Source organism: Clostridium sp. ZBS15, from assembly GCF_023845705.1.
GTDB lineage: Bacteria > Bacillota > Clostridia > Clostridiales > Clostridiaceae > Clostridium > Clostridium aquiflavi.
In genome coordinates this window covers 18,015-41,044 of sequence record NZ_JAMQHY010000003.1, presented here as the reverse complement: position 1 = coordinate 41,044, position 23,030 = coordinate 18,015, and the positions used below count along the sequence as shown (strand labels likewise).

The following is a 23,030-nucleotide window of genomic DNA, read 5'->3' as shown; positions in this document are numbered from 1 at the left end:
TTAAGAATTCTCAAAGTCTAATTACAATGTCACTGCGCCCTTATACTAAAACATCAATATTTAATTTTAAAATGTTAGGAAGGTATTGATATATGCATAAGTAAAATGGACTGAGTAATAAAAATCAATAGAAAATATTAATGTTTCTTGAGTTTTTTCTTAAGAAAACCTTAATAGAAGAAAAAATATAGAAATAGGTCCCAAAATATAAAATCAAAGTTGTAATGTATAGTGTAAGTAAAAACAATTTATTTATTTTTCTTATCTTAAATCTTATCTTAAAGTCATTTAAATTATAATCCTTTTAGGGTTATTGACTGATTAATAAATCTGCTTAGAGTTATTAAGTAATTAGTAATTCTATTTAGAGTTGTCGACAAAAAATCAAAAGTAATTTTTAGGTATCAAAAAGAAAAATTTGCTTATAATAGTTAACATGATGGTAAATTAAGCTATATCCTACAATAATTAAAGAAAAAGCCATTATAATTAAACTTTATAAAATACATTATTATTTTTTGATACAAATATGTTTAGTGTAAATATACTTTTTTAAATTTTAAACAAAATTTGATAAAGTTATAGAAATAGTTATAAAAAATATTAAATAAAATAACAATTATTAAAATTAATATATAAATTTTAGAGATTTATTCTTGACTCACACTTAAAAAATGAATAAAGATCATTATAATTAATACAAGTTTTAATAAAATGCTATAATAATAGAAAAAAATCTTTGATTAAATATTAAAAAACTAATAAATGTTAAATTTACACGGATGTTTTATTTTTGATTGAAAATTAACTATAAAAAATATATAAGAAATTTTAATAATAGATTTATTATAGAATTTTTAGAGGATATTATTAAAGATAATAAAATGTTTAATTTAATAGTTTAAGTATAAAATAAACCAAATAAATTAAATATTTTTTAGAAAAATATTAAATTAAAATTATTTATAAAATAATAATTATATACATTTAAAATAAAATATTAATAACAAAAACAATAAAAAAATTTAAATGTAAATCGTACAAATTTTAAATTTAAATTTTACAATAGAGTACACACAAATAAGGAAAGAATATTAAAAAGATAAAAAGAATTAATTAATAAAAAAGGCGCCAAAAAGCTACCTCAAACTTAGATTTTATATCTAAATGAGGTAGCTTTTTTGTTTTATTAAAAATTATGAGAAGTCTAATGTAAATAATTATAAAAAATATATATTTATATACAAATATTAAATAAAATTAAAATAATATATATTATTACAATTTAAGTTATTTAATTACTAGTATTTTAATTACATTTTATGAAAATTTATTTAATAAAACTAAAAAATATGAAAAATAAATCAAAAAAAACTAATAAAAAACAAAAAATATTACAAAAAAGTATAAAGAATTACAAAAAAAGTACCGAAATATAAAAAGGTGGATGTATTGTATTATGAAAAGAAAAAAGTGAATAATATTCCACACAACTAAAGAAGAGTTTAAAGAACAACTAAAGAAAAAGAAATTTAAGTGGAAAAACTAGGAGGAAAAAATATGTTTAATAGATCAAACAAAGCAACTGCTTTATTATTAGCTGCTGCAGCTGTAGTATCATTAGTTCCAGCTACTGGAGTTAGTGCTGCTGATTATAAGAGAGTTGAAGCTAAAGATGGTACTGTTTATAATGCAGTAGCTTATAAAGATGGTAAAATGTATATTGACGGAGATTTAGAAGATAAAGATGAAGCGGTTTATTTCTTAAATGATGGAAAATATACTGAATTAGAAGATATTGATGTAGATTCAGATGCTACTATTTATGGAGATAAATATGCTAATGTTAACGAAGGAGAATACTTTGTTGATTTAACAAATGGTAAAGTAACTGATGATGATATCAAGGATGAAAACTTTGATGATGCTTCTTTAGCTTTAAGAAGAAAAGTTAAATACAAAACAGATGATAGATATGATGAAACTAATGCAGGAATAACTAGAAGCGATGCTGAAGAAAATTTAGTAACTAATGAAACAATGAAACAATTACCAGGAAATAAGTTTGGTGAAACTTGGTATGAAACTAAAGTTGTAGCGGCAGATTCAAGCAAAGTTAATGCAAGTAATCTTACTGTGTTTACAGATGCAAAAGGTAACTACATTGATGCAGATTACAACTTAGGAGAAATCAGAGTTGAATCAACTACTGGAAATTCAGTTAAAATAAAAAATACTAACGATTCTGAAAAATTAGGTACTGTTAAAGATGCTGTATCAGCAAAGATTCAAGCAGGAAATGTTTTAGGACAAGATTCTAAAAATATTTATAGAACAGCTAAAATTACTATTACAGCTAAGACTGGTGTTACTATAAAAGAAATTTATGGAATAAAAATGGAAAACACAGTATTTGCTGGAGAAACTATAAGTTTTGATGTTATCCAAAAAATATCAAAAGAAAAAGCATCTAGCGATATAGATGGAGTTAGCTATGCTAAATCTGTAACTAATTATGTTGTATCTAAAGATAATGGAGAAGCAATTGCTAGCGATTCTTTACTTAAAGACTATTTAGATGGTAATACAAATGTTAAATTTACAGTTGTTGATGGAAAATTAGTTTCTTATTTAGTAGATGAAGCTAAGGATCAAGTGAAGACTCAAACAATAGTTTTATCTAAAGGAGATCGTAGTTTATACCATACTGACATTTTAGATGAATCTAAGGATGATGTAGAAAAGAAAGATAAATACGCTTTAGAAGTTGACATTGATGGTAACCTTTGGAGATTAGATTCTGGATATATCTACAAATGGGATAATGATGAAGATTGGACTAAAGTTTATAGAGTAGATGGATCTATGAACGAATTATCAGTTTATGATAAAGACAACATGGTTGTTTGGAATGAGAAAGATGAAGCTTATTCAATAATAGGTGAAAAAGAAGAGTCAACTGAAGAAACTAAGCCAGAAGTAACAACTGGATGGGTTAAAAACTCAGATGGAACTTGGACATTCGTTAAAGAAGATGGAACTAAAGCTATTGGTTGGTTAAACAACAACGGAACTTGGTACTTCTCAAATGCAGCTGGAATCATGCAAACTGGTTGGATCAACGATAATGGAACTTGGTACTACACTAATGCTTCAGGTGCTATGTTAACTGGATGGCAAAACGTTAATGGTACTTGGTACTTTATGCAAGGATCAGGAGCTATGAAAACTGGTTGGTTAAACGACAATGGAACTTGGTACTACACTAACGCTTCAGGTGCTATGCAAACTGGATGGTTAAATGACAATGGTACTTGGTACTACTTAGATGGTTCAGGAAAAATGCTTTCAAACACAACTGTTAATGGTTATGTTTTAGGAGCTAACGGAGCTTGGATCAGATAATTTAAATTAAGCTTTTTATCATATTTAAATTTTATATATTAGGTACTCCCCATGTGGGAGTACCTTTTTTGTCCAAGCTGGTGACAGTCACCAGCTTGTTCTATCATAAGCTTTCAACCAAAGGAATTATCATATATAATCATAATATGGGTATAATAAATAATATTAAAGAAAAGGAGAATTAAATTTGGAGATTCAATTAAATAAAGCTATTGAAATATTGAAAAGAGAATTTAATCCTACAATTATATATTTATTTGGTTCAGCTGCTAAAAACAATCTTAGGGAAGATAGTGATATTGATATTGCATTTTTAAGTGAAAATAGCACTGACGAATATAAATGTTTTATGGTATCTCAAGAGCTTGCAGATGTATTTAAAAGAGAAGTGGATTTAATAGATTTAAATTTATCTTCAACTGTTTTTAAAGCTCAAGTTATAGGTAATGGAAAAGTAATATATTGTAACGACAATACGAAAAGAATGTATTTTGAGATGAGATCATTTAAAGAATATGCAATTTTAAATGAAGAAAGAGAAGTTGTAATAAATAAAATGAGAGAGGAGATAGATAAATATGGGCAATGATGTAATTGTAAATAAAATTGAGACTATAAATAGATGCTTAAATAGAATACATGAAGTTTATGATAATGATCCTAGTAATTTAGATGATTATACTAAACAAGACTCCATAATTTTAAATATACAAAGAGCTTGTGAAGCTACAATTGATTTAGCAATGCACATTGTATCTGAAAAACATTTAGGTATTCCACAAAATAGTAGAGATGCTTTTGAGGTACTTAATGCAAACAAAATGTTAGATGATGAATTAACTAAAAAGATGAAATCAATGGTGGGATTTAGAAACATAGCTGTACATGATTATAAAGCTGTGAGCATGAAAATTGTTCAAGCTATAATAGAAAATCATTTAGAAGACTTTAAAGAATATGTTTATTATATAAATAAATTAATATAGGTAAAGTAATGTTTAAAAGCGAAGAGTAAAAATCCAGAGAATTGAATTGCCAACTGTCAAGGAGATAGGGCAAATAATAACTCTGGATTTTTTATTTTAAGTATATTTCAAAATTATATAAATTTATTTAGTTTCTTTTTTATTTAAATAATTCAATGCAACTCCAACGCCAAGTATTATCCAGAATATAGGTGCTACACTGACTACTGAATCATTAAACATTCCTGCAAAAAGGTATCCTACAATTCCAAGGCAAGTTACTCCACCTAGTATTTGAGATTCACTGTATTCTTTCTTTAATGCATATAATTTAATACTATCTACAACATAGATTATCATTATACCTAAGAATGCAATTAAAGCTATTAAACCGTTGTTTATTGCAATTTGTAAATATAAATTATGTGGCTTATCTACAATCATGTTAGGAGTATTATAAGCGTAGTATTTGCCCATTAAATCATTTTGTGGGAATACATAAGCAAATGTATCTGGTCCAGTACCTAATAATAAAGTTTCTTTAACTAAAGGAATTGATCTTGACCAGATATATCCTCTTGCAGAACCTAATTTTTCTTTTCCTTTAAATCCAAAAGTATCAGGATATTCCACATCTATAAATCTCATTCCGTTTGAATCTCTTAAATGAATGCTGTTATCTTCTTTTAATTTAAACATAAATGTTGGATTATCATTAACTTGTAACATGAATAAATCTGCTTTACTAGAAGATTTACTTGATTTACCAAATCTAAATGAAATATTACTAAAGTTTTCATTAGCAGTTTTATAAACTCCATCTACAATATCAAATTGAATAGATTCATTACTAGAATTTCTAAATATATAATTTTCACCTTCATAAGATATCTTTAAAACATCATTTGGAACAGTTATTTCTATATTTTTATCAACATGCTTGATATCACTTATAGGGGTATTTGCTCTATAATCTACATTATTTGTGTTATCAAATACACTGAATATGTCAGAAACTAAAGAAGGAACTCTTTCAAAAAGTTGACCTTTAGTAGCAACGTTACCGCCAACAGCTAAAACAGCAATGCAAGCTAAAGTTATTACAAGAGGTTTCCAGCTTTTAAATATTACTCTTCCAAAGATTGTAAGTCCAAAAATTATAGCGACAAATAAACCAATTATACCAGCACGAGATGTACTACCAAATAATAACCATACAGAAAGTAATGAGAATACTCCTAAGACAATCTTATTAATTACTTTCTTTTCAAATATAGTTAAAGAAAATAATATTGGTAATACAAGGCCTATAAAGCTACCAACATAATTGTAATGATAAAAAGTACCATAAAGTTTTCCTTTTTCATATAGTAAGCCTAAGCCTTTTTCACCAATGTTGTATTCACTAGGAACAACTAATGCAATACCTAATTTACTATTAATTAAATCATTACCTATGTATTGAAAAATCCCTAAAAATGAATTAATTAAAACTACAATTAATATAGGTATTACCATGTACTTATAACAATGTGTACTCTTAAATGCATAAATGGAATAAACAAAAATAATCATGTAACATGCAATAGTAATAAATCCTTCAGCTCTATCATAAAATCCAAAGAAAGAAACTTGTTTATACGATGAAAACATCGCTGAAATGAAAGTAGAAATTAAAAACACACCAGTACAAATTAAAATTGCAGTAGTAGTTTTATCTCTTTTTTCAAATAATTTTTTAAATAAACACAAAGCAAATATAAAAAGTATTACAGAAAAAATAGCTAACCAAAGAGCCTTATTTTGTGAAAAGAAATCGGCTTGATTTTCAACTGCATATAAATTTATACCGGCATCATCAAGTTTAACCATCTTTAATCTCACAATAAGAGGTATTATAGTTAATATAAATGTAATAGGTAAGAAAAATCCAATGGACTTTTTCTTTAAATTGTCTTCAATTCTTTCAAGAAGATACATATTTAACACTCCTAAAATATTATTTTTATTTATTATAATTTATATTTTATTATTGTTCTTTTCTGTATTTTTAATTAATATATTTTCATTATTTTTAAAGCCTTTAAATGCTGTTTTTAATAATATTATTATATCTATAAGCATGTCCCAGTTCTCTATATAGTATATATCGTACTCTATTCTTTTTTTTATTGATGTATCTCCTCTATATCCATTTATTTGAGCTAGTCCAGTTATACCAGGTTTAATTTGATGTTTTACCATGTAAAGTGGGATTTCATTTTTAAATTCATTAACAAAATGGGGGATTTCAGGTCTAGGACCTACTAAACTCATATCTCCTTTTAATACATTAAAAAATTGAGGAAGTTCATCAATTGAAAATTTACGTATAAAAGCTCCAAATATGGTTTTTCTAGCATCATTATTAGTACTCCAACCACTTTGTTCTTCATAATTCACTTTCATAGATCTAAACTTGTACATTGTAAATATATTTTTATTTAAACCTACACGAGATTGCTTAAATATAATAGGACCTTTAGATGTACATTTTATTATTAATGCAGTAACTATCATTAAAGGACTTGTTAATATAATTAAAATAAGAGAAAAAAGTATGTCCATAAATCTTTTCAAAAAGGCGTTTCCAATATTATCTAGGGGAATTCTTCTAAGATTTATAAGAGGGATACTACCTATTTGATCTATATATGGTTTACTAGGGATATATTTATAACAAAACGGTATAATTGAAATTTTTGTACCACTTTTTTCACAAGCAGAAACTATTTGTTCTAAATATTTTAAGTCTTCAATATTAAGAGCACAAATAACTTCATCTACATTATATTTATTTAAAACTTCAAAAAAATCATTAAAGTTTCCTAGCTTTGTTCCTTCAAAATTAGAGGAGTTAGCTACATAGCCAGCATAATTATAACCAAAACTTTTATTATTTTTAATTACCTTTAAATATTCCTTAGCAATTTCACCAGCGCCAATGATTATTACATGTTTTAGATTCATTCCGTTAGAACGCATTTTAGATAAAGTTTTTCTTAAAATAAATCTTTTAGATGTTATTAAAAATATATTGATAAAATAAAAAATAAAAATAACCAATCTAGAAATATCAACTAATCTAAAAATATACAAAAGTGATAACGATATAGCTGTTAAGACAGTATTTGCTTTAATTATTTGAAAAAATTCCTTTTTAAAGCCTGTTGCTCTAAATGAATGATATAAATTTAAGAAGTTATATATAATTAAATTTACTGGAACAATAAGAAGTGTAAATTGTATATATATAGATAGTTTTATGTAATTAGTATTTGGTGAGAATATATAAAAACGTATAAAATATGCAAATATCATAGATAGAAATAAAATTAATATGTCTGAAATTATATTTATCTTATTAAATAAATTTTGATTTTCTTTTATCATCAATATCTTCCTTTACTCAATAGTAGTTATAAATTCGTAATTCTCCCAATGTACTAATATTAAAAAAATTATAATCTTTTAAAAGTATTATTTTATTAAAAAACGACAAAGAGAGAATTTATAATACATTATTTTACAAAATTTTATTTTGTAATATGAAAATATAATAACATTATATATACAAAGATGCAATGTAGATAAAACCTAGTGAAGGGAAGAAATAACAATCGTAAATAATTGTAAAATAATTTTGTTTTTCTTTTTATTTATGTTAAAATAAAGAGAAAAATGTCTAAAATACAAGAAAAAAGAGGAACAATCATGAAGGGAATAGTATTAGCAGGTGGAAGTGGTACAAGATTATATCCATTAACAATGGTAACATCAAAGCAACTTTTACCTATATATGATAAACCTATGATTTACTACCCATTATCCACTTTAATGTTAGCCGGAATTAAAGAAATATTAATAATTTCAACTCCTAAAGATTTACCTAATTTTGAAAGATTATTAGGTAATGGATCAAGATATGGAATAACTTTATCCTATAAAGTTCAAGAAACTCCTAATGGATTGGCGCAAGCATTTATAATAGGAGAAGAATTTATAGGAGATGATAGTTGTGCAATGATACTTGGAGATAATATATTTCATGGAAATGGATTAACATATCATTTAAGAAAGGCAGTTGAAAACAAGGAAGGTGCAACAGTGTTTGGATATTATGTAGATCATCCAGAACGTTTTGGTGTAGTAGAATTTGATGAAAATGGAAAAGTTATATCATTGGAAGAAAAACCAGAAGTACCTACATCTAATTATGTAGTTACAGGTCTTTATTTTTATGATAATAATGTTTGTAAATATGCTAAAAATTTAAAACCATCACTTCGTGGAGAATTAGAAATTACAGATTTAAACAAGAAATATCTTGAAAATGGAAATCTTGATGTAATAACTTTAGGAAGAGGATATGGTTGGCTTGATGCAGGTACAATTGATAGCTTCACAGAAGCAACTGAATATGTAAAAGTGATTGAAAATAGGCAAGGTCTTAAAATTGCTTGTTTGGAAGAAATTTCATATAAGAATGGTTGGATAGATAAAGAAACTTTACTTAAAAGTGCAAAGCAATATGGAAAAAGTCCATATGGAGAACATCTAAAAAATGTAGCAGAAGGAAAAATTATATATTAATTGACAATGAGCAATGGACAATTGACAATGAAGGATAAAACTACTATGTAGTTTATTTAATTATATATATTGCATTAAATTTGTTTTCACAAATTCATATGCTAATTAGAATTGTTAATTTAATAAGTGTCAAGACTCATAATATCTGAGATTTAGGAGGATGTTATGAAGGAAAATATAATAGTTGATAAATCCTTTAGTTTTGCATTAAAAATAATAGAAATTTATAGATATTTAGTTAATAATAAAAAAGAATTTGTATTATCAAAGCAATTACTTCGTTCAGGAACAAGTATAGGTGCCAATGTAAAAGAATCTATAAATGCAATTAGTAAGGCAGATTTTAGAAATAAAATGAGTATTGCATTGAAAGAAGCAGATGAAACAGAATATTGGTTAGAACTTATGTTATTAAGTGATATATTATGTAAAAATGAAATGAAATCTTTGTTACAAGATTGTAAAGAAATATGTAGAATATTAAATAGTATAGTTAGAAACAGTAGTAATTAACGATGGACAATGGGTAAATAATTGACAATTGACAGGAGACAATTGACAATTGAGGATGAAAAGCCTGCGGCTTTTCTTAAAAAATATATTTTCAGAAATTCCGTTAGAAATTTCATCTCAAATTGTCAATAGTCAATCGTGCATTGTCAATTGTAAAGAGGGGTGTTTTAAAATAATGAATTTAATTAAAACTAAATTAGAAGGTGTTTATATAGTAGAACCAAAGGTTTTTGGAGATGAAAGAGGTTGGTTTATGGAAACTTACTCAAAAATTAAAACTCCAGAAATAGCTTGTGATTTTATACAAGATAATCACTCGTATTCTAAAGAAAAGGGAATTCTTAGAGGAATTCATTTTCAAAATGGTGAGTATGCACAAGCAAAACTAGTAAGATGTGTTAGGGGAGCTGTTTTAGATGTAGCTGTGGACCTACGAAAAAATTCACTTACATATAAACAATGGATAGCTGTAGAACTTTCAGCAGAAAATAAAAAGCAGTTATTTATACCGAGGGGATTTGGTCATGGATTTGTAACTTTAACAAATGATGTTGAATTTGTATATAAAACTGATAATTACTATAACTATGAAAGTGACAGAAGTATTAGGTTTAATGATCCAGAAATAGGAGTTGAATGGGGAATAGAAAATCCTATTCTTTCAGAAAAAGATAAAAAAGCACCACTTTTACAAGAAATCGATTGTAGTTTTTAAGTAATGTACAATTGATGTGGGACAATGGACAATGCATAAATAATTGATAATTAAAAGGGGACAATTGACAATTAAGGATGAAAAGCCTACGGCTTTTCTAAAAAATATATATGTTAAGAAATTCTGTTAGGAATTTCAACCGAAATTGTCCATTGTCAATCGTCCATTGAAAGAAGGAGTGTATCGAATGAGAATAGTAGTAACTGGTGGTGCAGGATTTATTGGTGGAAATTTTGTTCATTATATGCTTAATAAATATAAAAATTATACAATAATTTGCGTAGATGCTTTAACTTATGCGGGAAATATTAAAACTTTAGAATGTATTAAAAACAATCCTAATTTTAATTTTTACAAAATAGATATATCTGATAGGAAAACAGTATATGATATGTTTGAAAAAGAAAAACCAGATATAATAGTAAATTTTGCAGCAGAAAGTCATGTTGATCGATCAATAGAAGATCCAGAAATATTTTTAAAAACAAATATTATGGGAACAGCAGTTTTAATGGATGCATGTGTAAAATATGGGGTAAAAAGATATCATCAAATATCAACAGATGAAGTATATGGAGATTTACCACTTGATAGACCAGATTTATTTTTTACAGAAAAAACTCCAATAAACACATCAAGTCCTTATTCTTCAAGTAAAGCATCGGCAGATCTGTTAGTAGGTGCCTATAATAGAACCTATGGATTACCAACTACAATTTCAAGGTGTTCAAATAACTATGGTCCATATCATTTTCCGGAAAAGTTAATTCCATTAATGATTGCAAATGCTTTAAATAATAAAGAACTACCTATATATGGAACAGGAGAGAATGTTAGAGATTGGTTATATGTAGAAGACCACTGTAGTGCCATTGATTTAATAATTCATAAGGGAATAGTTGGAGAAATTTATAATGTAGGTGGTCATAATGAAAGAAGTAATTTAGAAGTAGTTAAAACAATTATTCATGAATTGGGGAAGTCAGAAAATTTAATAAAATTTGTAGATGATAGAAAAGGTCATGACATGAGATATGCAATAGATTCTACAAAGATTCATAAGGAATTGGGTTGGATTCCGACTATAAGTTTTGATAAAGGAATTAAAAAAACTATAAAATGGTATATAAATAATAGATCTTGGTGGGAGAATATAATTAGTGGTGAATATACAAACTATTATGAGAAGATGTACACAAATAGATAAAGCAGCTATGCTGAAATTAAGAACTTCTCACAAATAGATAAAGCAGCTATGCTGCAATCAAGAACTTCTCACAAATAGATAAAGCAGCTATGCTGCAATCAAGAACTTCTCACAAATAGATAAAGTGCAAAGCACAACTAAGAACAAATAAGGAGAATTGACAATTGACAATTGACAGTTGACGATGAAGGTTGAAAAGCTTACAGCTTTTATTTAATTATATTTATTGCATATAACTTTCTTTTAAGAAAGTTAAGCCGCTAAGATAATATATAATTTAGAAATTCAGAAGGAATTTTATACTTTAATTGTCAATTGTTCATTGTCCATTGTCCATTGAAAACATGGTTAAAGAAGACAATTGTAATTTAAACAAAATCAATATTAATGATACTTTACCATTAGTAAGTATATTATTAGCAGTTTATAAACCTAATAAAAAATGGTTTATAGAACAATTAATATCATTAAACAATCAGAGTTATAAAAAGTTAGAATTAATAATTTATGATGATTGCCCAGAATTTCCTGTGGACAAAGAATTATTTAAAAAATATATCACAAACTTTTCTTACATGCTAGTAAGAAGTAATGAAAATAAAGGCTCAAATAAGGCTTTTGAATATCTTACTCAATTAGGAAAAGGAAAATTTTTTGCTTATTGTGATCAAGATGATATTTGGGAAGAAAATAAGATAGAAATTTTGGTTGATTTAATTTTAAGTGATAAATGTGTTTTGGCCTATAGTGATATGAGGGTTATAAATAGTGAGGGAATGATTTTATTCGATACATTAATAGAAGCTAAGCCAAGATTGAAATATGTTAATGGCGAAAATTTGTTATCACAACTTTTCTTTAAAAATTGTATTTCAGGATGTTCTATGATTATTGATTCTAAAATTGCGAAGAAAGCTATTCCTTTTTCAACTTATATGATACATGATCATTGGTTAAGTGTTATAGCAAGTTATTATGGAGGTATATCTTTTACCAAGAAGACTTTAGTTAAGTATAGAATTCATGATAACAATCAAACTAGAAGTTTAAGCGGAATTAAAAATAAAGAAGATTATTATAATTTAAGAGTAAGAACATTAGAGTATAGATTAAATGAATTAAAGAAATGTATTAACGTGCAAAGTATAGATTTAAAAGATATTGAAGACTTATGTTATAGCAGAATTAATAAAAATATCTTTAAAATAATTAAGAATAGAAATCTTTGTAAAAAAGAGGCTTATTTTGAAGTTGTAATAAAGTATATGCCAAATTGGTTATTTGAAAGAATACTTAATAAATTAAAGTACTAATTTAGGAAGGTTGATTAAAATATGATTCTTGTTACAGGCGTTAATGGACAATTAGGCTATGACGTTATAAAAGAATTGAAGAATAGAAATATTAATTATATTGGAACAACAAAAGAAGAATTAGATATAACAAATTATTTTGAAGTAAATAAATATATAAAAAAAATAAATCCACAATGCGTTATACATTGTGCTGCATATACAGCTGTGGATAAAGCAGAGGATGAAAAAGAAAATTGTTTTAATATAAATGTATATGGAACAGAGAATATATCAAAAGCATGTGGAAAAGTAGATGCCAAAATGATTTATATATCAAGTGACTATATTTTTGATGGAAGTGGAGAAAAACCACATGAAATAGATGAATGTACTAAGCCATTATCTATTTATGGAAAATCAAAATATCAAGGTGAACTAAAGGTTAAAAAATATCTAAAAAAATATTTTATAGTTAGAACTTCATGGGTATTTGGAAATAACGGAAATAATTTTGTTAAAACAATGATTAAATTAGGTAAAGAAAGAGATAGTTTAAATGTAGTATATGATCAAATTGGAAGTCCAACGTATACATGTGATTTAGCTGTTCTTTTATGTGATATGGCTGTAAGTGAAAAGTATGGAATATATCATGCTACAAATGAAGGGTTTTGCTCTTGGGCAGAATTTGCACAGGAAATCATGAGATTAGCAAGTTTAAATTGCCAGATAGATTATATATCTACAGATGAGTATAAGACAAAGGCTATAAGACCTTTAAATTCTAAATTAAGTAAGAAAAGTCTTTTAGATAATGGGTTTAATGAGTTACCTAATTGGAAAAGTGGGGTGAAGAGATATATAGATAAATATTTCTAAAGTATTAAAAACGACAATAAGTTTTAAATTAAGAAATGAGTGATAATATGATTACACAAATACAGACATTTAAGAACTATAAAGATTTATTATGGGAATTTGTGAAAAAAGACATTAAATTAAAGTATAGAAATTCTGTATTAGGAATAATATGGAGTATGCTTAATCCATTATTAATAATGGTAGTATTAACATTTATATTTTCTAATTTATTTAAAAATAAAATTTCCAACTTTCCTGTATATTGTTTATCTGGAAGACTTATATACGATTTTTTTTCACAATCAACAAATCAATCAATGAATAGTATTACAGGAAAAAGTTCTCTTATAAAAAAAATATATGTTCCTAAATATCTATATCCATTATCAAGAGTAATTTCTTCATTTATAATATTTTTAATTTCGTTAATTCCATTATTAATAATAATGGTAGTGATGAAAGTACAGTTCACAAAGATGACATTATTAGTATTTTATCCACTAGGTTGTTTATTCTTTGTTTCTTTAGGAATTGGATTAGTATTAGCAACAATTAATGTATTTTTTAGAGATATGCAACATCTATATTCTGTAGTTTTGTTAATAATAATGTATGGATCAGCAATATTCTATTCAGTTGATATTATAAATGGTGAATATGTATCTATATTAAATTTAAATCCTATATTCCCTATAATACAAGTGTTTAGAGATTGTATATTATATGGGAGAGTAACAACAACTGAAGTGTGGATTTTATCTGCTGTATATGGGATATTAGCCACAATAGTTGGCTTAATTGTATTTTATAAAAAACAAGATAAATTTATATTACATATATAGGAGGAAAAAATGAAAAATACAGCAATTAAACTTGAAAATGTAAGTATGAATTTTAAAAAATCTACTCAAAAAATAACTTCTTTGAAGGAATATATTATTAAAAAAATAAAGAATGAAGTTAAATATGAAGAATTTATTGCCCTTAAAAATATAAATTTAAATATTGAAAAGGCAGAGGTAGTTGGCTTTGTAGGTCTTAATGGTGCAGGTAAAAGCACTTTACTTAAAATTGTATCAAGAGTTCAAAAACCTACAACTGGAAATGTAGAAATTAATGGTAGGGTATCACCATTATTAGAACTAGGTGCAGGATTTGACTACGATTTAACAGGGAAAGAAAATATATATTTAAATGGATTAATTTTAGGATATGATAAAAAGTTTATAAATGATAAAATAAATGAAATTATAGATTTTGCAGAATTAAGAGACTTTATTGACATGCCTATTAAAAACTATTCATCAGGGATGAAGGCTAGGTTAGGTTTTTCAATAGCTACTGCTAGTATACCTGAAATATTAATAGTAGATGAAGTATTATCAGTTGGAGATGGACGATTTAGAAAAAAAAGTGAAGAAAGAATGTTAGAGTTAATTAAATCAAATGCAACAGTTTTATTTGTGTCACATTCTCTTTCTCAAATTAGAAGATTATGCACTAAAGTAGTTTGGCTTGAAAAAGGTGAAGTGAAAATGGTAGGAAACACTAAAGAGGTTTGTGATAAATATGAACAATATTTATAGTATATGGGAGAAAATCAATGGATTACAGAAAAGAAATAAATAATCTAAAGGAAGAGGTAAAAAATTCAAATGTAGTGTCTTTTGATATCTTTGATACATTACTATTAAGAAATGTTATTAATCCAACAGATATATTTAAAATAATAGAAATAGAGTATTTTAATAAGTTCGGTGAAAAAATAGAATTTTATATTGAAAGGATAGAGGCAGAAAAAAATGCTCGAAAAAGCAGTAAATGCGAAGATATAAAGCTTGATGAAATATATAACGTATTGGGAAAAAAAATAGGTGAAGATTGTGCAAAAAAACTAAAAATAATAGAGATTGAGATAGAAGAGAAATTTATAATTGCAAATAGATATATTAAAGAGGTATATGATTATGCAAAAGATAACTGTAAAAAAATAATAATTATTAGTGATATGTATTTATCTAAGGAAATAGTAAAAAATTTATTGAAATTAAATAATTATGTTGGATATGATGAATTATATGTTTCATGTGAAATTAATAAAACTAAAGCTAGTGGAAGTATTTATTCATATATTAGATTAGAAATGGATATAGAAGAATCGCAAAGATGGATTCATATTGGGGATAATTATATTTCAGATGTAGTAAATGCAAATAAAAATGGTTTAGTAGGACTTTATTATGAAAGGCTACAAGATAGAGAAGAAGTAAGAAAAATAAACAATTTATCAGATTCTATAATTAATGCAGTTCAAATAAATAGTAAATATTCTTTAGAACATAGTGATTACTGGAAAGAATTTGGAATAATGAGAGTTGCTCCTATTTATATAGGATTAATGCATAACTTAATGAAGTGGTTAAAAAATAAGAATAATATTTATTTTTTAGCAAGAGATGGATATATGCCATATAAACTTTATAAAATATTGCAAAAATATTATGATTATTTACCGTCAGCCAAATATATATATGCTTCAAGAAGAGCATATATATATCCTACTTTAATAAATAACAAAGAAAAAGCTATAGATTTTTTAACAATATATAATGACGGATTTGAACAAAAATTAACTATAAAAGAAATATTAAATAATTTGGAGTTAGATTCCAAAAAATATATTAGCATTTTCAATAAATATGATTTTACTAATTTAGAAGAAGTTATAACTGAAAAAAATATAAATAAAGTAAGAAATATACTTTTAGAAATATGGAATGATATAAATAAAAAACTATTATATGAAAAACAGGTTTTGAATAAATATTTTATTCAAGAAGGTATTATGAATTTTGATAGTATAAATATATTTGATATAGGATGGGCTGGATCTACCCATAAGGCTATGTTACATCTAATTAATAAAGATATAGAAGGATATTATTTTGGTACTACTGAGGTTATAGATTATAAAATTAAAGATAAAACATTTGGATATGCATTCAATAATGGAAAACCAATAAAAGAAAGAGATTTTATTATGAGCAATGTAATGATGTATGAATTTATATTTACTGCACCTGAAGGTTCATTGAAAAACTTTAGATATACTAATGAAAAAATATATCCTCAATTAAAAAATACTCAAGATGATTTTGGATGTAAGTGTATTGAAACTTTTCAAGATGAGGCAAGTAAAATATTTGAACGTACATTAAAGTACAAGGAATATATAGACGAGCCATCAATAGAATTTGTTTTATCAGCCATGAAAGAATTAGTAAATAAAAAGATGGTTAAGGATTTAAAAGAGTTTTGTGAAATAGATAATATAGTAAGTATAGGAGAATCAAAAGATTCTAAAAACTATGTTAGTAAAGTTAATTATAAAGATTACTTAAATAATAGAATTTATTATAAACAAAAATCTTTTAAAAATTTATGGAAACAAGCAATACTTATAGAAGATATTCAAGGAAGATTTTTTAATGATATAGAATTTGATAAATTATATGGAATAAAAAATTATAGTTATAACATTATTAAAATAAATAGAGCAATGACTTTATTACATAAAGCAATAAGAAATCCTAAAAAAGCTATTAAAAAATCAATTTGTATTGCAAAAAGAATTATTAACTAAAGAATTAATATTTAAATAAAAAATAATGGGGGATTTTAAAATGAATAAGTATAAATTAATAGCTATGATACCTGCAAGAATGGGTTCAAAGAGAATACTAAAAAAAAATATACGATATTTATTCGATAAGCCACTAATACAATATCCAATTGATTTAGCTTTAGAAAGCAATGCATTTGAAAGTGTATGGGTTAATACTGAAAGTGAAAAATTGGGGGAATTTTCTAAAAGTATGGGGGCTAACTTTCATAAACGTCCTGAAGAATTATCGACTGATGAAGCTACAAATAGAGATTTTGTATATGAATTTTTAAAAAATCATAATTGTGATTATGTAGTAATGATAAATCCCACATCACCACTTTTAAGAAAAGAAACAATGGATAATTTTGTGAAATTCTTAAATAATAATGATTTTGATACTATTTTATCTGTTATTTCTATTAAAGCAGAATCTTTTTATAAAGGAAATCCTGTTAATTTTACTGTAAAGGAAAAAATTAATTCTCAATTACTAGAACCTATTGAAGAAGTAATGTGGGCTATGACTGCATGGAAAAGAGAATGTTTTATTCAAATGCAGGAAAATGGAGTTAATCCTGTATTTGGTGGTAAAATAGGAAGATTTGTTATTCCAAAAGATGAATCAGCAGATTTAGATACGGAAGAAGACTGGAATATAGCTGAAGGTGCTATTATGGCAAGAAATGCACGAAAAGATAATATTAAAAAATATTTAGAAATTTAATATCTTATTATTTATAAAAAGGAGTTAATATATGAATATTGAAGATTTAAAGAAGAAAGTAGGTGACAAAAATATTAAAGTTGTTAGCTTTGATATTTTTGACACATTACTTTTAAGACCTTGTATAGAGCCTGTAGATATGTTTAGATTGGTAGCAAAAAGATGTAATTTACCAGTTGAATTTGTCACAGTAAGAAGAAAAGCTGAACAAATAGCGAGAAGTAAAAAACCTTATTATAATGATGATATTACATTTGATGATATTTATGATGAATTTATAAATTCTTTAGGATATTCAAAAGATGAAGCTGATAAAATAAAACAGACAGAATTAGATGTAGAGTTAGATTATTTAACACCAAGACATTCTCTTCAAGAGGTATTTAATGAAGCTATAAAAAATGATAAAAATGTTATAATTTGTTCAGATATGTATCATTCAGAAGAATTTTTAACTAAAGTTTTAAATAAAAATAATTACCATGGTTTTAGTAAAATGTATGTTTCTTCTGAATATAAGCTTTCAAAGGGAAGTAAAAGATTGTTTAAACAGATCGTATATGATTTTGAAAATAAAGGGGTTAAGGCTAAAGAAATATTGCATATAGGTGATAATTATAGAGCTGATATAGAGAATTCTAGAGCAGAAGGAATGCAGTCAGAATATGTAGAATCTGTAAAAAACAAATTTAAACGTATAAAATTTCTTTCTACTTTACATGGCTACATGACGCTTACAAATAATTTGAATTCTGATAATACATTTTTAATTGCTTATGCGGCTAATATAATTTTTGATGACCCATATAGGAAATTTGATAATAATACACGATTTAATGGGGAATTAAATACCCTTGCCAATGTATTGCTAGCACCTCTAGTTTTTACTTTTGTAAAATGGATGTTAGAAGATTGTATAGAAAGAGATATAGACAAGCTTTGTTTAATTTATCGTGATGGATATTTACCAGAACAAATAATTAATATATTAAAACCATATTATGATAAGGTTCCAGAATTAACAAGATTAAGATTATCAAGAAGGGCATTGCGTTGTTTTGAAGTTAAAAAGAAACATGGATTTATATTTGATGCATTACATAATCCTGTTAATCCTGACATGAAAATAAGTGAATATTTGAGTTTAAGAGCATTTTTAACAGAAGAATCACAACAAAGGGAGATACTAGATAAAATTCAATGCATAGGGTATGGTAGCTTGGATGATGCTGTTGGGCCTTTTGAAAAACAGATTGAATTAGCTAAAACCATTGAACCATATTTTATTTATAATTCACATATGGCAGCTGATATTGTTGAACAATATTGTAAAGATGAAACAGGTTCATTTGATTCTTTAGCAATATTTGATATTGGCTATAGTGGAAGAATACATAGATTATTAAAAGATACTTTTGAAATAGAAAATATTTGTTATCATATATTTGGTTATGATTATCTTAAAAATCAATGCATAGATGTTAAATCATTTCAATATGTAAGTTCTTCATTTACTAATAAATCTATGATTATACATAATGCATTTCTTGAAGATGTTATTAGCGAACAAGCACCATCAGTATCAAGGATAGTTAAAAATAATGGGAGAATTGATTTTATATATGATGATAATTTTTCTGTAAATAATAATATGATTGAGTTACAAGAATACATTTTAGAATTCTGTAAACTCTTTTCAGAAAAATTTTCTAAGGATTTAACTACTATGAGTTTTGAAGGGTTTGATTTTTATGAAGTGTATAAACAATTACTTAATAATCCACATATAAAAGATGCAAAAATGTTTTGTAATTTTGAATTTCAAGATAATTGGATAACTGGAAATGAAATTTCTTATTATCAAAGTTGGTATAATAGGAAGTTAAACAATAACAGAAATGGTAATATAATTAATGGTGATTTTAAAGATAATAAAATAAAAACTAAAGTTAAACATATACTAAAAACTTTTCATTTATTTGAACCAACTAAAAAGATATATTTAAAAATAAAAAAGATAAAACTTAAAAAAAATGAAACAAATAAAAGAATTTTAAAAATGAATCAAGATATGATTAATTCAATAAATGAAATTTCTTTACGTGAAAAAGATTCAAATGATAAAGATAATGTAATTATCTTAGGGCATATGGCTTCTTTTGATAAGGGAACTTGTAAATATTTAAAAAAAATAGCTACTAAATTACAAAATAATAAATTTATTTTATTATCAGAAACCCCTAATATGAAAATTGATAGGATAAATGAATTATTAGAAATGCCTATATTCGTTGTTTCAAGAGTTGCTTTTTCAAATGGATTTGATAAAGATCTTGAAGTACCTATTTCTTCACACGTTAAAAGTACTCTTGATAATAATAAATATTTAGTAGAAATATCTTCGCATTTAAAAAAACAATTTAAATATATGACTAAAACTTATGCAGACAATTTAGTTGTGTATTTTTATGATTATTGTTCTACTGCACTAGATCAATTTACTCCTCAAGAAGTAATAATTTGGAATCAATTTTCTGCAATGCATGAAGTTATGGCTAATATTTGTCGTGAAAGAAAAATACAAACTGTATTTATGGAATTTGGTGTTTTACCTGGAACATTTTCAATTGATACTAATGGTCAAATGGGTGAAAGTTTAATATCAATAGAATATAATGATTTCTTAAATAAACCTGTTTCTGAAGAAGAAATATTTAATGCTAAAAATATTATAAAATTTATAAAAGAATCAAAATTAAATAGAAATATTCAGCCAGTTAATAATCAAATAAATGAAATAAAAGATAAATTGCAATCTAGTCGACCAACAATTTTATTGTTTGGTCAAAGTGATTATGAATCTGGACTTTGTCCATATACTCAACACACAAAAGAATTTCATTCACCTATAGCAACAAGTAGTGATGATTCTATGAGAATAATAGCAAAATTAGCAGAAAAAAATAATTATAATATAATTTATAAACCACATCCTGCAATGAGGTATTTAAATTTAAAATCAGATGTTCCATCAAATGTTATAGTTGTAGATGATGTTAATATACATGATTTAATAGATTTAGCTAATGTAGTAGTTACAGTTTTATCACAAAGTTCATATGAAACATTGATTAGAGGTGTACCTGTTGTAATGTTAGGATATAACCAACTTCGTGGAAAAGGTTGTACATATGAAGCATTTGATTATAAGGAGATTGAGAGTGTATTAAAGAATGCTGTTGAAAATGGATTTACAGAAAAACAAAAAATCGCATTTAATAAGCATATAGCACAATTATTAAAATATTATTTATTCGATGATACGATAAAAAGAGATGTTAAGTTTGGACAACCTATTGAAAATTTTGCTGAATGTTTAAAGCGTTATATAAGATAATAGAAGTATAGTTTATATGCTTATTACTAAAGATAAGAAAGGTGATTAATATGGGAAAAGTTAATCTGTTAGATTGTACTCTTCGTGATGGAGGATATGTTAATGAGTGGAATTTTGAACATAGCATAACAGTATGTATGTTCAATAGGTTGGTTGATACAAATGTGGAAATGATAGAAGTGGGTTTATTAGATGATAGAGAAGAATTTAATATTAATAGAACTATTCAACCAACTACGAAGTGTTATGATGAAATTTTTAAGTATTGTAATAAGAAAAATTCATTAGTTTTTGCTATGATAGATTATGGAACTTGTAAAATTGAAAATATTGCAGAGTGTAATGAGACTTTTTTAGATGGTATAAGAGTTATATTCAAAAAAACAAATGCTAAAAAAGCTATTGAATTTGGAAAACAACTAATAGAAAAGGGATATAAAGTTTGTTTTCAATTAGTGTCTATAACATCTTATGAGGACAGAGATATCTTAGATTTTGTTGATGAAGTAAATAAAATAGATACTTTTTGTGTTTCTATAGTTGATACCTATGGGTTATTACATAATGATGATTTATTACATTATTATCAATTATTAGATTACAATTTAAAACAAAGTATTATATTGGGTTATCATGCACATAATAATTTTCAATTAGCTTATTCAAATTGTATCGATGTAATAAAAAACAATACTTCTAGAGAAATTGTAATTGATGGAACCGTATATGGTATGGGAAAAAGTGCAGGTAATGCGCCATTAGAATTATTAGCTATGTTTTTAAATAAAACATGTAAAAAGAATTATGATATTAATCAAATACTTGAAATAATTGATACTAATATATTAAAAATATATAATAAAAAATATTGGGGTTATAATTTGCTCTATTATTTATCTGCATCTAATGATTGTCATCCTAATTATGTAAATTATTTATTAAGTAAAAAAACTTTATCAGTTAAATCAATAAATGATGTACTTAAAAATATACCTGGTAAAAATAAATTAGATTATGAAAATAAAATAATTAAAGACTTATATGAAGAATACCAAAAGAATATTGGTTGTAAAGAAACGGATCTTAGCAATTTATTTGATAATATAAAAGATAGAAATATACTTGTTTTGGGTCCAGGAAAATCTATGATTGAAAATGAAACTGATATTAAAAATTATATAAAAGAAAATAATCCTATTATTTTTTCAGTGAATTTTATACCTGAAAAAATAAAATTTAATTACTTATTTATCAGTAATTCTAAAAGATATAATATTATGTTTAATAATTATGATATATTGAATAATACAGCTAAAGTTATTGCTACCTCAAATATAACAAGTATAAGTAAGCCTTTTGATTACATATTAAATTATGAAAAACTTTTAGATAATGAGGAAATCATATGTGATAATTCATTGATAATGTTATTAAATGCTTTTGTATTATTAAATATTAGTTCTGTGACATTAGCAGGTCTTGATGGATTTTCACCTGTTGGTATTAGTAGCTATTACAATGAATATTTAGAATTGTCTACTGATTATGATAGATTAGAAGTAATAAATATAAAAATTAAAGAAAGGTTATTGGAGATGAGAGAAAAAATAGATATATCATTTTTGACTCAATCTTTATATAATAATTAA

General features: G+C 25.2%; 17 protein-coding genes. 15 read left to right on the top strand and 2 right to left on the bottom strand.

The features are described from left to right. Positions 1 to 1,560: 1,560 nt before the first annotated feature. The 3 genes from NG904_RS01550 to hepT all read left to right on the top strand — a co-directional run bounded on the left by NG904_RS01550 (position 1,561) and on the right by hepT (position 4,391). Entirely contained in the window at positions 1,561 to 3,405 is a 1,845-nt protein-coding gene (locus NG904_RS01550) for a cell wall-binding repeat-containing protein (protein WP_252229343.1), read from the top strand. A gap of 187 nt (positions 3,406 to 3,592) precedes the next feature. Then, positions 3,593 to 3,994: a type VII toxin-antitoxin system MntA family adenylyltransferase antitoxin gene (mntA, locus tag NG904_RS01545; RefSeq protein ID WP_252229341.1), complete on the top strand. Its 402-nt coding sequence runs from the start codon at positions 3,593 to 3,595 to the stop codon at positions 3,992 to 3,994. Next, on the top strand, positions 3,984 to 4,391 hold the full coding sequence (gene hepT / locus NG904_RS01540; protein ID WP_252229339.1) for a type VII toxin-antitoxin system HepT family RNase toxin: 408 nt from the start codon (positions 3,984 to 3,986) through the stop codon (positions 4,389 to 4,391). Before mntA ends, hepT begins: the two co-directional genes overlap by 11 nt. 123 nt (positions 4,392 to 4,514) lie before the next feature. On the opposite strand, the gene NG904_RS01535 is transcribed toward hepT, so the two are convergent. Both NG904_RS01535 and NG904_RS01530 read right to left on the bottom strand, forming a co-directional pair. After that, entirely contained in the window at positions 4,515 to 6,350 is a 1,836-nt protein-coding gene (locus NG904_RS01535) for an O-antigen ligase family protein (RefSeq protein WP_252229337.1), read from the bottom strand. Between the two features lie 39 nt (positions 6,351 to 6,389). Beyond that, positions 6,390 to 7,802: an undecaprenyl-phosphate glucose phosphotransferase gene (locus NG904_RS01530; RefSeq protein ID WP_252229335.1), complete on the bottom strand. Its 1,413-nt coding sequence runs from the start codon at positions 7,800 to 7,802 to the stop codon at positions 6,390 to 6,392. A gap of 321 nt (positions 7,803 to 8,123) precedes the next feature. On the opposite strand from NG904_RS01530, the gene rfbA reads away from it, so the two are divergent. The 12 genes from rfbA to NG904_RS01470 all read left to right on the top strand — a co-directional run bounded on the left by rfbA (position 8,124) and on the right by NG904_RS01470 (position 23,030). Continuing rightward, entirely contained in the window at positions 8,124 to 9,002 is an 879-nt protein-coding gene (gene rfbA, locus NG904_RS01525) for a glucose-1-phosphate thymidylyltransferase RfbA (protein WP_252229333.1), read from the top strand. Between the two features lie 165 nt (positions 9,003 to 9,167). Next, on the top strand, positions 9,168 to 9,515 hold the full coding sequence (locus NG904_RS01520) for a four helix bundle protein (RefSeq protein WP_252229331.1): 348 nt from the start codon (positions 9,168 to 9,170) through the stop codon (positions 9,513 to 9,515). A gap of 175 nt (positions 9,516 to 9,690) precedes the next feature. Next, complete coding sequence (gene rfbC, locus NG904_RS01515) at positions 9,691 to 10,230, top strand: dTDP-4-dehydrorhamnose 3,5-epimerase (protein WP_252229329.1); 540 nt, start codon at positions 9,691 to 9,693, stop codon at positions 10,228 to 10,230. A 187-nt stretch (positions 10,231 to 10,417) separates the two neighbouring features. Next, positions 10,418 to 11,437: a dTDP-glucose 4,6-dehydratase gene (gene rfbB / locus NG904_RS01510; protein ID WP_252229327.1), complete on the top strand. Its 1,020-nt coding sequence runs from the start codon at positions 10,418 to 10,420 to the stop codon at positions 11,435 to 11,437. A gap of 308 nt (positions 11,438 to 11,745) precedes the next feature. After that, a complete protein-coding gene (locus tag NG904_RS01505) occupies positions 11,746 to 12,750 on the top strand; it encodes a glycosyltransferase (protein ID WP_252229325.1) in 1,005 nt (334 codons plus the stop codon). Between the two features lie 21 nt (positions 12,751 to 12,771). Further along, on the top strand, positions 12,772 to 13,611 hold the full coding sequence (gene rfbD / locus NG904_RS01500) for a dTDP-4-dehydrorhamnose reductase (protein ID WP_252229323.1): 840 nt from the start codon (positions 12,772 to 12,774) through the stop codon (positions 13,609 to 13,611). A 47-nt stretch (positions 13,612 to 13,658) separates the two neighbouring features. Next, a complete protein-coding gene (locus NG904_RS01495) occupies positions 13,659 to 14,435 on the top strand; it encodes an ABC transporter permease (protein ID WP_252229321.1) in 777 nt (258 codons plus the stop codon). Positions 14,436 to 14,444: 9 nt separating this feature from the next. Next, positions 14,445 to 15,179: an ABC transporter ATP-binding protein gene (locus NG904_RS01490; RefSeq protein WP_252229319.1), complete on the top strand. Its 735-nt coding sequence runs from the start codon at positions 14,445 to 14,447 to the stop codon at positions 15,177 to 15,179. A gap of 17 nt (positions 15,180 to 15,196) precedes the next feature. Next, the gene (locus tag NG904_RS01485; protein WP_252229317.1) at positions 15,197 to 17,236 is read left to right on the top strand and encodes a hypothetical protein; all 2,040 of its coding nucleotides are present in this window, start codon (positions 15,197 to 15,199) and stop codon (positions 17,234 to 17,236) included. A 40-nt stretch (positions 17,237 to 17,276) separates the two neighbouring features. Next, positions 17,277 to 17,984: an acylneuraminate cytidylyltransferase family protein gene (locus NG904_RS01480; RefSeq protein ID WP_252229315.1), complete on the top strand. Its 708-nt coding sequence runs from the start codon at positions 17,277 to 17,279 to the stop codon at positions 17,982 to 17,984. A gap of 31 nt (positions 17,985 to 18,015) precedes the next feature. Further along, positions 18,016 to 21,381, top strand: coding sequence for a capsular polysaccharide export protein, LipB/KpsS family (locus NG904_RS01475; protein ID WP_252229313.1), 3,366 nt, complete (start codon positions 18,016 to 18,018; stop codon positions 21,379 to 21,381). Between the two features lie 50 nt (positions 21,382 to 21,431). Then, positions 21,432 to 23,030 carry an aldolase catalytic domain-containing protein gene (locus NG904_RS01470; RefSeq protein WP_252229311.1) on the top strand — a complete coding sequence of 533 codons (1,599 nt, stop codon included), beginning with the start codon at positions 21,432 to 21,434 and terminating at the stop codon, positions 23,028 to 23,030.